Here is a 12,707-nt window from a genome sequence, read left to right on the forward strand (position 1 = left end):
GCATGGGCACGAGCCCATGCCGCGCATCCGAGGCATCCACCCATCCCGATTGCGCTCCAACGCGATCCTCTGCGAGATCGTAAACACGTTCTTACAGGAACGACGCCTGGATCGGCGGCACGGGCGGCACCACGTCGCCGCACTGTGCGCGGTGGCGCAGGGCATGGTCCATCACCACCAGTGCCAGCAGGGCTTCGGCAATGGGCGCGGCGCGGATGCCCACGCAGGGGTCGTGGCGGCCCTTGGTGATGACTTCCGTGCTGTTGCCGTGCACATCGATGGACTCGCGCGGGCTGATGATGGAGCTGGTGGGCTTGATGGCGATGCTCACCTCCAGGTCCTGCCCGGTGCTGATGCCGCCCAGCACGCCACCGGCGTTGTTGGTGCGAAAGCCCTGGGGCGTCATCGAATCGCCGTGCATGGTGCCCCGGTGCGCCACACTGGCAAACCCGGCGCCGATCTCCACGCCCTTGACCGCGTTAAGGCCCATCATGGCGTGGGCGATGTCGGCATCGAGCTTGTCGTACAGCGGCTCGCCCAGCCCCACGGGAACGCCCGTGGCCTGCACGCGGATGCGTGCCCCGCACGAATCGCCCGCCTTGCGCAGGGCGTCCATGTAGTCTTCGTACTGCTGCACATCCGCCACCGGGGCGAAGAATGGGTTGGCGCGCACGTGGCCCCAGCTCTCGAAAGGGATGGCCAACTCGCCCAGCTGCGTCATGCATGCGCGGAACTGAGCGCCATACTGCTGGGCCAGCCACTTCTTGGCGACCGCGCCCGCCGCCACCGTCGGCGCCGTCAGGCGGGCCGACGAGCGGCCGCCGCCGCGCGGATCGCGGATGCCGTACTTGTGCCAATAGGTGTAGTCGGCGTGGCCGGGCCGGAAGCTCTCGGCGATGTTGCTGTAGTCCTTGCTGCGTTGATCGGTGTTGCGGATCAGCAGGGCGATGGGTGTGCCGGTGGTCTTGCCCTCGTAGACGCCCGACAGGATCTCGACCGCATCGGGCTCGTTGCGCTGCGTCACGTGGCGGCTGGTGCCGGGACGGCGCCGGTCCAGGTCGGCCTGGATGTCGGCTTCGGCCAGCGGCATGCCGGGCGGGCAGCCGTCGATCACGCAGCCAATGGCCGGTCCGTGGGATTCACCAAAGTTGGTGACTGCGAATAAGGTGCCGAAGGTGTTGCCGCTCATGGGCGGCGATTATCCCAGACGGCCGCAGCGGGCCGCCCGCTCGCGGGCACATACCGATTGGCACGCCGACACACGCTTGCTAGCATGTTCCATCGATCACTGGGATGTTCATGCCCGCCTCTGCCCCGCCTTCGTCCGACCCGGTTTCGTCGCCTTCATCCCCCGTGCCCGCGCCCCTGGCCGATGCACTCCTGCGCCGCTCGCTCGATGCCAGCGACGATGCCATCGTGCTCAGCGACAGCCAGCGCAAGGTGGTCTATGTCAACGACGGCTTTCGCCGCCTGTTTGGTTTCGGGCCGGAGGAGGTGCTGGGGCGGTTCCTCAGCTCGGTGCTGTTTGGCGCGCACACCGACCCGGGGCTGCTGGACCAGATCCGCCACGATGTCACGGCACGCGGCCATTGCCGTGTCGAAACCCTGCTGTACGACAAGGCTGGCCAGCCGCTGTGGGTATCGATGGTGATCAACGCGTCCCCCGAGGCCTCTGGCGGGCCCGGCGGCAGCATCACGGTCATCACCGACATCACGCACACCAAGATGCACGAGGTGCTGCAAAAGCGGGTGCTGGAGGGCATGGTCAACGAGCTGCCCCTGCCCAACCTGATGGCCTTGGTATGCCGCGAGGTGGAGCGCATCGCCCCGGAAGTGACGGCCTCCATCCTGGTCGTGGACGACACCGGCCTGCTGCACCCGCTGGCGGCGCCCGGGCTGCCGCCTGCCGTCTGCGCCGGGCTTGACGGGATGGCGGTGGGGCCGAGTGCGGGCTCGTGCGGGACGGCGGCGTTCACGGGCGAACCCGTGGAGGTCACCGACATCACCACCGACCCACGGTGGGCCGACTACAAGGATCTGTTTGCGCCCACCGGCTTGCGTGCCTGCTGGTCCAGCCCCATCTTCGACCACCGGGGCAAGGTCGTGGGCACCTTTGCGTTTTACTTCAAGGAACCGCGCGGCGCCGACGCCCTGCACCACCGGCTGGTGGGCGCCTGCCTGCACCTTTGCGCACTGGCCATCGAACGCGACACCACGCGCCAGCGCATCCACCAGCTGGCATTCTTTGACGTGCTCACAGGCCTGCCCAACCGGACGATGTTCTGCAGCAGCGCCGAGCGCACCCTGGCCGCGCTTCGCAGCGAAGGCAAGCCCGCCGCGCTGCTCTTCGTGGACCTGGACCGATTCAAGCAGGTCAACGACACGCTCGGCCATGCGGCCGGCGACACCGTGCTGAGCGAGGTGGCGGCGCGCCTTACCCAGGGCCTGCGCGCGCTCGATCTCATCGGCCGCCTTGCGGGCGACGAGTTCGTGCTGCTGCTGTCGGAGTGCCCCACGCACCACGCCGTGCAGACCGCCCACCGCATGCTGGACGCCATCGCGCAGCCCATGCACATTGGCGGTCAGCCGCACGTGCCGCACGCGAGCATCGGCGTTGCGATGTTTCCTGACGACGGCACCACCATCGACACCTTGCTGCGCCACGCCGACCAGGCCATGGCCCAGGCCAAGAGCGACCACCGCCACAGCCTGCAGCTCTTCAGCGCCGAGATGAACCAGCGTGCGCAGGAGCGCGCGGGCCTGGAGCGCGCGCTGCGCAAGGCACTGGCCGAGCGCAGCCTGCGCCTGCACTTCCAGCCGCAGGTGTTGAGCACCGCCACCGGCACACTGCATGGCGTGGAAGCGCTCGCCCGCTGGACCGACGCGCAGTGGGGCGTGGTGCCCCCGAATCAGTTCATCCCGGTGGCAGAAGAAGCCGGCCTGATCCACCCGCTGACACGGTGGTTGCTGGACGAGGCCTGCAGGCAGCTGGCCGATTGGCGCAGGCGCGGCCACGATGTTCCCTGCGTGTCGGTCAACCTTTCGGGGCGCAGCTTTCATGTGCCCGAACTGGCGCAGGAAATCGGCGATGCCCTGTCACGCCACGGGCTGCGTGCCAGCGATCTGCTGCTCGAGATCACCGAGAGCGTGATGATGGACGCGCGCCCCGTGACGCTCTCCAACATCGAAACCCTGCACCGCAAGGGCTTCAAGCTGTCGCTCGACGACTTCGGCACCGGGTATTCCAGCCTGAGCTACCTGCACCGGCTGCCGATCTCCGAGCTGAAGCTCGACATGGCCTTTGTGCAGGACCTCACCACCAGCCCCACCGCGCGGGCCCTCACCGTGTCGGTGCTGAGCATCGCGCACAGCCTGGGAATGGTGGTGGTGGCCGAGGGGGTAGAAACCGGCGGGCAGCAGCAATGGCTGCAGGCCCATGGCTGCCCCGTGATGCAGGGCTACCTCTTCGGCAAGCCCATGCCCGCGCAAGACCTGGAAGCCTGGCTCAGCGCCAGATCGCCAAAGGCGGCGCTGGGCCATCGCTGAGGCGGTGCCTGGCCAACAAGTGGTGGCCGCAGCCTTCCGTTTGGGTTACCCTGCGAGCGCTGAGTGTGGCCGAAATTCTGTTTGACGACCCCCACGACAAGACCATGCGTTCAAAGTACTCGCTCGCTGCCGGCGCCGTGTGCGTGGCAGCCACTCTCCTCACCGCATTTGCATCTGCCACTGCGCAAACGACATCGCCCATCACGCCGCTGATGATGCAGCAATGGACGCTGGGACAGGAGCTGGGCAGATACGGGCTTGCACAGAACGACCCGCAGGCGCTGCTCGTTGCGGCAAGGCTGCAGCGCCTGTCCGGGCTGCAGCCGTCGCGGGCACTGATAGAGGGTGACCGGAAAGGTGTGGTGGACCAAACCGATGCAGCGACCTTGCTGAGTCGCGCCAAGGTGTTGGCGAAGGACCACCCTGAGCTGCGAGGCCTGATTGACGAAGCATCGGCCGCACGACGCAGCCGGGGAACGCTGATTGGCCCGCAGGTACAACCCCTGGTGATCGGCGCACGGGCGGTCAAACCCATTCAGCTGTCCGTGAAGCCGCAGCAGAAGGCGTTTTTCGGCATCACCAGCGACCACATGCAGGACATCGGACTGTCCGTGCAAGGGCCGAAGAGCGAACCGCTTTGCGAGCCTGCCCACTCCGCAGGCGAATTGATGTGCGAATGGGTGTCGGGAGACCTACCCGATGTGCGTGTGGTGGTCACGAACCGCAGTGCCAATGCTGTTCTGCTGACTTTCTTCCATGATTGATGGCGCAAGCCAACGCAGCTGGCGCGCCGCCAGCTGCGCAGTGCTGGCGGCCGCTTGCCTGGCCGGCTGCACGGTCGTGGGCAACCGCCCAGGCCTGAGCTATCGCAACGAACCCGACCCCGGGCGCTCGTTTGTGAATCCCCTCGTTCCAGTCCCCCGAGCTGCAACGGACTGGGTCGCCGACCGCCCCCAGTTCGTCGGTGTTGCCATCAGCGGAGGCGGCAGCCGCTCGGCCAATTTCGGCATGGCCGCACTTGTGGAGCTGGACCATCTGGGCGTCTTGTCGGAGGTGGATGCAATTTCAGCCGTCAGCGGGGGGGCGATTCCTGCGGCCTACTTCGCGGTGCATGGCGCGGCCGCCGACTGGGCAGACCACGGCCGCATGGTGGCGGCCACCGATTTCGCCATGCCCTTGATCGGCAAGCTGCTCAATCCCATCAATTGGCTCGCGACCACTTTTTCGGACCTGGATCGCAGCGACCATCTTGCCGAGTTGTTCGAAGAGAAACTCTTCGCGGGCAAGCGCGTGACGTTCGGCGACTTGGGGCCGAGGGGCCCCCGCCGACCGGCGGTCTACTTCAACGCCACGGACACCACGAACGCCGGCACACCCTTCGTGTTCAGTGACCGGCAGTTTCTGCGCACCACGGGCTCCGACCTGAGCAGGTTTCCGTTGGCCTGGGCCATGGCTTCCTCCGGTGCGTTTCCTGGCGTCTTCAACTCGGTCACCCTGCGCCGTTACAGCCTGGACCCTGCAAAACGGCGCGAAGACGCAGACGCCCCGGACGACCAGCGCTTTGTGCATCTGATCGATGGCGGTCCAAGCGACAACCTGGGCGTCGAATCCCTGATCCGCTTGGCGCGCGAACACCATGTGAAGCGGCTCAACGCTGGGCAGCCCTCGCAAGGCTGCATGATCATGGTGGTCGATTCGCACGTTCCCAACGCCGGGGTGTCCGAAATGCGGCAGTCCGACCGTCGCAACTTCGGCTCGGTGTTGATTGACCTGAACTTCCTGGACGCCATCGATGCGATGCTGTCCAACCGCAGGGAACAAACGCTGGCAAAGATGGGAATCCGCAGGGACGTTCCGCTGGGCCAATACAACGTGGAACTGTCGCCGGGGCTCTGGGACTACAAGATCCGCCCCTACCGCCGGACCAGTCAGTTCGCCATCGAGTACTACCACTTTCAAGGGCGCGCATTCTCCGAAGCGCAGTACTTCGCACCGAGCAACGTGCTGAACCTCGCACCGCACCAGATGCCAGAGCGAAGGCAGTTCGAGTGCCAGGCGTGGCACATCGCGCTGGACGAGATCCAGGCGGTTGTCCCCTGGCGCGAGCGAGACGGTGTACCCCAACCCCTGGATCTCCATGCCGAGTCGGACAGGCCGGTGTTTGCCTACCGGTCCCGGCTCGGACGCCTCGTCAGCCAGGTGGCCACCAGCTACCGTCTCAGCGGCGCGCCCAATTGCAGCCAGCCTCAGTTGAGGGATCTGCTCTACGATGCCGCGCGCATCGCGGTCCGGCAAGACCACGCCTCGCTTGCGGCAGTCTGCGGGTGGTTCGAGCAGCGCGGCCTCGGCCATAAAGGCCGGTGCGCCATGGAAAAGGACGTCCTCTACCGCCCGGAACTGGAAGTGGCGCCCATACGAAAGCCTTTGAATTTGACCGAATCCGAGCAGAATACGGACAGATTCGTGAAATGCGTGGCGGGACAAGCACCGGCCCGAAACATTCCTGCGTTGCTGCCGGAACCCCTGCTACTGCGCTGAGAACAGTGCATGCGCCTGCGGCGGCATGGAGACAGTTGCAAGCTCTTGGAGGGAATCACCGATGATGAATTTCATGGCCCGATCAATGGACGCAAGGCGAATACTCCCGCGCACCTTGCTCGCGCTGGCCCTGCTCACGACATCTGCGCAGGCGAATGCGCCCCTCGACATACGCATTGCCCTGGTCATCGGCAACTCTGCCTATCCCGGCAACGCGGCGCTTGCCAACCCTGCCAACGATGCCAAGGCGATGGCCGAGCAACTGCGCAAGTTGGGCTTTGAGGTGCTTGAACTGCGCGATGGTTCGCGCGACCAGATGACCCGGGCGATTGACAGTGCGCGCAAGCAATTGCAGGGCAAGAACGGGATTGGCATGCTGTACTACGCCGGCCATGGCCTGCAGATTGACTGGCGCAACTACATGGTGCCGGTGGATGCCCGGCCGAGGAGCCAGACCGAGGTGGTGACGCAGTCTGTCGATGTGGATGCCGTGATCAACGCTTTCAAGCAAGCGGGCAACCGCGTCAACATCCTGGTGCTCGACGCATGCCGGAACAATCCGTTTGAAGGCACCGCATCGGTCAAGGGACTGGCGCAGATCGACGCCGTACCTGGCACCTTCCTCGCCTATGCCACGGCTCCCGGCAACACGGCCGACGACGGCGAAGGTAGCAATGGCCTGTACACCGGCTACCTGCTGCAAGAACTGGCCAAACCCACGGCGCGCATTGAGGACGTCTTCAAGCGCGTGCGCCTGCAGGTGCGGCAAAAGAGCCGCGGCAGCCAGATCCCCTGGGAGAGCACCAGCCTGGAAGAGGACTTTGTTTTCAATGACGGGCGAACTCCAGGCTCGGTGACGGCTGTGGCGCCACTTCCAAAGCCCAGCCCGCAGGAACGCGACAAGTTGTTCCTGCAAGAGAAGGCTGAGTGGGACCGCATCAAGTCGTCACAAAATCCTGATGACTTCTACGCGCTCTTGCAAAAATACCCGAATGGGATGGTCAGTGAAGCCGCACAAAGTCGCCTGGACCAGCTCTCCAAACCGCAGGTCGTCCCCACACCGGTCCAAGGGCGCAACACCGTGCAACGCGATTCCCGCGTGGGAGATGAGGTGGAGTTCGTCTACCAGGACTTTCTCACCAAACTGGAGACCCGCCGGGAGACGATCCGCGTTACTGCCATCAAGGATGGCGTGGTCGAGTTCAACAACGGGCAGCAGATCGTCACCCTGGCAGGAGGCACGATCAAAAACGACCAGGGGGTCACGTTCGATCCACCCGTTCAATCACTGCCCGCTGATGAGTTTCAGATTGGCAAGAGGTGGGTGAGCCGCTCACAGATGACCATGCCCAAACATCTTTCGACGGCAACGGGAGACGTGGGCTGGATGGAACAGGATATGAGAGTGGTTGCCTATGAGCAAGTAAGTGTGCCTGCGGGCACGCTACCAGCGTACCGCATTGAAGCGGAACTGCGGTCATACCGTGGCCTGTCCGGCAAATTGACCTACTGGGTAGACAGCAATGGATTGATCCTGAAAATGGTTCGCCGAGCCAGAGTCAGCCTGCCCAATGGGGTCACACACGACAGCAGCTGGACGCGTGAAGTGGCGCGCATTCACAGGCCACGGTAGTTTTTGAAGGGCAGCGTTCACCCCGTCGCTTGCTCACTACCCAGTCCAATTCGGCCCAGGGCGCAACCCAAGTTGCGCATCAGGGCGCGTTGGCGTCGCCCTTGAAAGCGCCTTCCTCGGCAGGCCAGTCGCGGATATAGGCCTTGAGCATCTTGTTCTCAAAATTCTGGCTGTCCACCACGGCCTTGGCCACGTCGTAGAAGCTGATCACGCCCATCAGCATGCGGCGGTCCATCACGGGCATGTAGCGGGCGTGGCGGTCCAGCATCATGCGGCGCACCTCGTCCATGTCGGTTTCGAGCGTACAGGTCAGGGGCGCATCGTCCATGGCCGTGCGCACCAGCATCGTGCCCACGCTGCCGCCGTTTTTCACGATGGCCTGGATCACCTCGCGGAAGGTGAGCATGCCCACGAGGTCGCCGTGCTCCATCACCACCAGCGAGCCAATGTCCCGATCGGCCATGGCGTCCACAGCGCGCGCGAGGGGCTCGTCCGGAGTGACGGTGAACAGGGTATTGCCTTTGACACGAAGGATGTCACTGACTTTCATGGTGAAAAATCTCCGGGAGAGCAGGAAGAAAGAAGAGAAGAAAGCTAACGAGAGAAAGCGAGGGTGCCTGGGCCCGGCGCCCGGCGGGCGTCGCGGGCAGCTGCTGGCAAATATAGCCCACAATGCCCGGCTGAACCGACAACATGGGAGACACACAGATGCCCGGTTACTCCGACCCCGGCTTTGACACGCTGGCCCTGCACGCAGGCGCCAGCCCTGACCCCGCCACCGGCGCGCGCGCCACCCCCATCCACCTGACGACCTCGTTCGTGTTCGAGTCCAGCGACCACGCGGCGTCGCTCTTCAACCTGGAACGCGGTGGCCATGTGTACAGCCGCATCAGCAACCCGACCAATGCCGTGCTGGAGCAGCGCGTGGCGGCGCTGGAGAGCGGCGTGGGCGCCATCGCCACCGCCAGCGGCCAGGCCGCGCTGCACCTGGCCGTGGCCACACTGATGGGTGCGGGCAGCCACATCGTGGCCAGCACGGCGCTGTACGGCGGCTCGCAGAACCTGCTGCACTACACGCTGGCGCGGTTCGGCATTGCAACCACGTTTGTGAAGCCGGGCGACATCGACGGCTGGCGCGCGGCCGTGCGGCCGAACACCAAGCTGTTCTTCGGCGAGACGGTGGGCAACCCGGGCCTGGACGTGCTGGACATTCCCACCGTCAGCGCCATTGCGCACGAGGCCGGGGTGCCGCTCCTGGTCGATTCCACCCTCACCTCGCCCTGGCTCATGAAGCCGCTGGAGCTGGGGGCCGACCTGGTCTACCACTCGGCCACCAAGTTCCTCTCGGGCCACGGCACGGTGGTGGGCGGCATCGTGGTGGACGGCGGCAGCTTTGATTGGGACGGCCCGAAATCGGCCGGCAAGTTTGCCGAGCTCACGCAGCCGTACGACGGCTTTCACAACATGGTGTTCACCGAGGAGAGCACCGTGGGCGCATTCCTGCTGCGCGCGCGGCGCGAAGGGCTGCGCGACTTCGGTGCCTGCATGAGCCCGCACACGGCCTGGCTCATCCTGCAGGGCATCGAGACCCTGCCGCTACGCATGGAGCGCCATGTGCGCAACACCGAGAAGGTGGTCGAGTTTCTGGCCGCGCAGCCTTTTGTATCGCGCGTGCGTCACCCGCTGCTGGCCTCGCACCCCAGCCACGCGCTCGCGCAGAAGCTGCTGCCGCGCGGCGCGGGCTCGGTGTTCAGCTTCGACCTCAAGGGCAACCGCGAACAGGGCAAGAAGTTCATCGAAACCCTGAAGGTCTTCAGCCACCTCGCCAACGTGGGCGACTGCCGCAGCTTGGTGATTCACCCGGCCAGCACCACGCACTTCCGCATGAGCGACGAGGCGCTGGCGGGCGCGGGCATCACACAGGGCACGATCCGGCTGTCCATCGGCCTCGAAGATGCCGACGACCTGATCGACGACCTCAAGCGCGCGCTGAAAGCCGCCGAAAGAACGGGGGCCTGACATGCACATCCCAGTCAACGGCGCAGGCATCTACTGCTACACCGGCGGCAAGCCTTTTGACGGCGCCAAGCCCACGGTGGTGTTCATCCACGGCGTGCTCAACGACCACAGCGTGTGGGCCCTGCAAAGCCGCTACATGGCCCACCACGGCTGGAACGTGCTCGCCATCGACCTGCCCGGCCACTGCCGCAGCGGCGGCGATGCCCCGGCCACCGTGGAGCAAGGCGCGGACTTCATCGGCGCGCTGCTCGACGCCGCAGGCGTGCAGCGCGCCGCGCTGGTGGGGCACAGCTGGGGCTCGCTGATCGCCATGGAGGCCGCCGCGCGGCTCGGTGATCGCATCAGCCACCTGGTGCTGGTGGGCACGGCGTTTCCAATGAAGGTGTCGCCGGCGCTCATCGACGCATCGCAAAGCGACCCCGAAAAGGCGATGCGCATGGTCAATGTCTTTTCGCGCAGCACGCTGGCCGCGCCGCCTTCGGCGCTGGGGCCGGGCACCTGGGTGTTTGGCACGGGCATGGCGCTTGGGCGCAAGGTGCTGCGCAGCAACCCGGCCGTGAACGTCTTCCACCGGGGGTTCGTGGCGTGCGACAGCTACGCGGGCGGCGAGGCCGCGATGGCCAAGCTCACCTGCACCGTGCTGTTCGCGCTGGGCGGCCAGGACCAGATGACCTCGCCCAAGGCCGCACAAGGCCTGATCGCCGCCGCACGCGCTGGCGGCAAGAGCGTGCAGGTGGCCCACCTGCCCGTGGGCCACAACCAGATGACCGAAGCCCCGGAGGAAACCTTGTTTGCGCTGCGCGATTTTCTGGCGCGGTGAACGCAGGGCGCTGCTGGATGATTCAAAATTGATAGCAATCAACGCTTATGGGATAAGCGCTGAAGGCGAATTTTGCTTCAAATCCAGCAGCCTGCGGCAACGCCGAACGACGGCGCACCTGAATGTCGGCCACCCGACGCCGGGTGCGACGCCGCGGTTCTAGACTGTCCGCTGGCCAGCCCCCCTGAGGTCGGCCGCAAGACCCTGATCCACCGGGCACAAGGAGACAAGACATGGACATCAGCACGCCCCCTGCGCCAGGCGCCGCCGCCGACGGCAAGCCCGATCCCCGGGCTTTCAAGCGCTTTGCGGACTTCTATCCCTTCTACCTCACCGAGCACAGCAACCGCACCTGCCGTCGCCTGCACTTCGTGGGCTCCACCCTCAGCCTGGCGTGCCTGGCCATGCTGTTCGCCACCGGCCAGCCGCAGTACCTGTTGTACGGCCTGCTGTGCGGCTACGGCTTTGCGTGGGTGGGGCACTTCGCATTTGAAAAGAACAAGCCCGCCAGCTTCAAGCGCCCGCTCTACAGCTTCATGGGCGACTGGGTGATGTACAAGGACATCTGGACGGGCAAGGTACCGTTCTGAAGGGAAGTTCAGAACGAGAAAGGCAGCGCCGGCCGCGCATGCCAGCCGTTGGCGGCAGCGGCGCATTGACACACTGGCGCATTGGCGCCGAAACGGCTATTTTCGCTTGTCGCCCGGTGTGAGGAACAGCGCCACGCCCAACGCGATCAGCGCCACGGGCCACCACACCCGCAGCACTTCCCGCAGGCTGATGTCGATGATCCCCAGGTTGGTGAGCAGAAAGAATGCGCCCAGAACGACCAGCACGATCGCTGCGATGTTGCCCTTCATATTGCGGTCCCTCTCAGTTGTTGTGAATGCGGCTGCGCGGGATTATGGGGCGGATGCTCTGCTTCATGGCCGTGGTGCATTGTGCGCTGCCGCGCGCAATGGTGCGAGCAAGTGCGACAGGCCGTTGTGGTCGATCTCATGCATCAGCGCCAGCAAGCGGCCCAGATCACCTCTAGGAGTCTGCGCGGGCATCTGCGTAGACACCAGACGCTGCAACTGATCGACATCCATCGCAGAGCCTGCTTTCAACCGCCCGCGCGCTTGACCTTGTGGCCCAGCTTCTGCAGCGCGGCCATCACGCGCTCCACGTGGTCCCCCTGCACTTCGATCACGCCGTCCTTCACTGTGCCCCCGCTGCCGCAGGCCGCCTTGAGCTGCTTGCCCAGCTGCGTGAGCGCTGCTTCATCCGCCAGCACGCCCTTGACCAGCGTCACCGCCTTGCCGCCACGGCCCTTGGTTTCGCGCGAAACGCGCACGATGCCGTCCCCGGTGGGCAAGGGCTTGTTCTGGGCGCAGGTGCACTGCGCCACGGGCTGCCTGCAGCCGGGGCACATGCGGCCCGCGCCGGTGGAATAGACAAGTCCGCCCAGGTCCGCAAACGACTTCATGGCTTGGGGGTCCCCGCGATCTGGATCTCCTGCTGCAGCAGGTGGAAGTTCAGAAGCCGCGTGGCGATCACGGTTTCTGCCAGAAAGCACACCAGCGCCAGCAGAAACGATGCGACCCCGGCCAGGAACCCGGCCACCGCCAGGCGATTGGCGCGGAACTCGGTGGTCTCGCCCAAGAACAGCAGGATGATGGTGATGCCGATGAGAAACGCGCAGAACGTGAGCAGCGCGATGCAACCATTGGCCAGGCGCCCGCGCAGCCGCAGCTCGGCCAGCTCCGCATAGGCGCGGGCGACGAATTCGGCCTCGGGGTTGGTGCGCGCGCGGTCTTCCACCACACGCGCCCGATCGATGATGCGGGCCAGCCGCCCGGCCACCGCACCAATCATGCCGGAGACGGCCGTGAGCAAGAACACCGGTGCCACGGCCAGCTGAATGCCGTGGGTGATGACGGAGGAGTCGAGAGGCAGGGCCATAAACAGAATGCGTGCGGAGGGCGCCAGGTAGGTGCCAGGGGGCCTGGCAGGGGGCGAGAGATGGCCGATTATCCCGCTGCCCGGGCCGGCCCGGGCAGCGGGCGCACGCGGGGCGGCTCCGCGCGTGACCACCGCTCGCGCGCAGCGGATGCCCTGCAGAACCTTCGCGAGTCGGTGGCAGTGCGGATCGGGATGGGCCGCAAGGCG

General features: G+C 65.6%; 13 protein-coding genes. 7 read left to right on the forward strand and 6 right to left on the reverse strand.

The genetic code is table 11. The features are described from left to right. Nucleotides 1-91: 91 nt before the first annotated feature. Complete coding sequence (gene aroC, locus ACOQFS_RS17185) at nt 92-1,189, reverse strand: chorismate synthase (RefSeq protein ID WP_421564045.1); 1,098 nt, start codon at nt 1,187-1,189, stop codon at nt 92-94. A gap of 110 nt (nt 1,190-1,299) precedes the next feature. On the opposite strand from aroC, the gene ACOQFS_RS17190 reads away from it, so the two are divergent. From ACOQFS_RS17190 to ACOQFS_RS17205, 4 genes are all read left to right on the forward strand, one after another. After that, the gene (locus tag ACOQFS_RS17190) at nt 1,300-3,546 is read left to right on the forward strand and encodes a sensor domain-containing protein (RefSeq protein WP_421564046.1); all 2,247 of its coding nucleotides are present in this window, start codon (nt 1,300-1,302) and stop codon (nt 3,544-3,546) included. 65 nt (nt 3,547-3,611) lie between these two features. Further along, nucleotides 3,612-4,310: a hypothetical protein gene (locus tag ACOQFS_RS17195; protein WP_421564047.1), complete on the forward strand. Its 699-nt coding sequence runs from the start codon at nt 3,612-3,614 to the stop codon at nt 4,308-4,310. After that, entirely contained in the window at nt 4,303-6,084 is a 1,782-nt protein-coding gene (locus ACOQFS_RS17200; protein ID WP_421564048.1) for a patatin-like phospholipase family protein, read from the forward strand. Before ACOQFS_RS17195 ends, ACOQFS_RS17200 begins: the two co-directional genes overlap by 8 nt. A gap of 61 nt (nt 6,085-6,145) precedes the next feature. Next, entirely contained in the window at nt 6,146-7,717 is a 1,572-nt protein-coding gene (locus tag ACOQFS_RS17205) for a caspase family protein (RefSeq protein WP_421564049.1), read from the forward strand. Between the two features lie 79 nt (nt 7,718-7,796). On the opposite strand, the gene ACOQFS_RS17210 is transcribed toward ACOQFS_RS17205, so the two are convergent. Then, a complete protein-coding gene (locus tag ACOQFS_RS17210) occupies nt 7,797-8,267 on the reverse strand; it encodes a CBS domain-containing protein (protein ID WP_421564050.1) in 471 nt (156 codons plus the stop codon). Nucleotides 8,268-8,425: 158 nt separating this feature from the next. Here ACOQFS_RS17210 and ACOQFS_RS17215 point away from each other — a divergent pair, with 158 nt between their 5' ends. The 3 genes from ACOQFS_RS17215 (at nt 8,426) to ACOQFS_RS17225 (ending at nt 11,146) form a co-directional block, all read left to right on the forward strand. Further along, the gene (locus tag ACOQFS_RS17215) at nt 8,426-9,736 is read left to right on the forward strand and encodes an O-acetylhomoserine aminocarboxypropyltransferase (RefSeq protein ID WP_421564051.1); all 1,311 of its coding nucleotides are present in this window, start codon (nt 8,426-8,428) and stop codon (nt 9,734-9,736) included. Between the two features lies 1 nt (nt 9,737). Then, entirely contained in the window at nt 9,738-10,556 is an 819-nt protein-coding gene (locus ACOQFS_RS17220) for an alpha/beta fold hydrolase (RefSeq protein ID WP_421564052.1), read from the forward strand. Between the two features lie 233 nt (nt 10,557-10,789). Beyond that, entirely contained in the window at nt 10,790-11,146 is a 357-nt protein-coding gene (locus ACOQFS_RS17225) for an Mpo1-like protein (protein ID WP_421564053.1), read from the forward strand. A gap of 96 nt (nt 11,147-11,242) precedes the next feature. Here ACOQFS_RS17225 and ACOQFS_RS17230 read toward each other — a convergent pair whose 3' ends face one another. The 4 genes from ACOQFS_RS17230 to ACOQFS_RS17245 all read right to left on the reverse strand — a co-directional run bounded on the left by ACOQFS_RS17230 (nt 11,243) and on the right by ACOQFS_RS17245 (nt 12,500). Beyond that, nucleotides 11,243-11,416: a LiaI-LiaF-like domain-containing protein gene (locus ACOQFS_RS17230; RefSeq protein ID WP_421564054.1), complete on the reverse strand. Its 174-nt coding sequence runs from the start codon at nt 11,414-11,416 to the stop codon at nt 11,243-11,245. A gap of 63 nt (nt 11,417-11,479) precedes the next feature. Continuing rightward, complete coding sequence (locus ACOQFS_RS17235; RefSeq protein ID WP_421564055.1) at nt 11,480-11,665, reverse strand: putative quorum-sensing-regulated virulence factor; 186 nt, start codon at nt 11,663-11,665, stop codon at nt 11,480-11,482. Continuing rightward, nucleotides 11,662-12,024, reverse strand: a complete 363-nt coding sequence (locus ACOQFS_RS17240; RefSeq protein ID WP_421564056.1) for a translation initiation factor Sui1 — start codon at nt 12,022-12,024, stop codon at nt 11,662-11,664. The genes ACOQFS_RS17235 and ACOQFS_RS17240 overlap by 4 nt, the downstream gene beginning before the upstream one ends. Further along, on the reverse strand, nt 12,021-12,500 hold the full coding sequence (locus tag ACOQFS_RS17245; protein WP_421564057.1) for a DUF2721 domain-containing protein: 480 nt from the start codon (nt 12,498-12,500) through the stop codon (nt 12,021-12,023). Before ACOQFS_RS17245 ends, ACOQFS_RS17240 begins: the two co-directional genes overlap by 4 nt. Nucleotides 12,501-12,707 lie beyond the last annotated feature (207 nt).

Origin of the sequence: Paracidovorax sp. MALMAid1276 (genome assembly GCF_049198005.1) — a bacterium.
Lineage (GTDB): Bacteria > Pseudomonadota > Gammaproteobacteria > Burkholderiales > Burkholderiaceae_C > Acidovorax.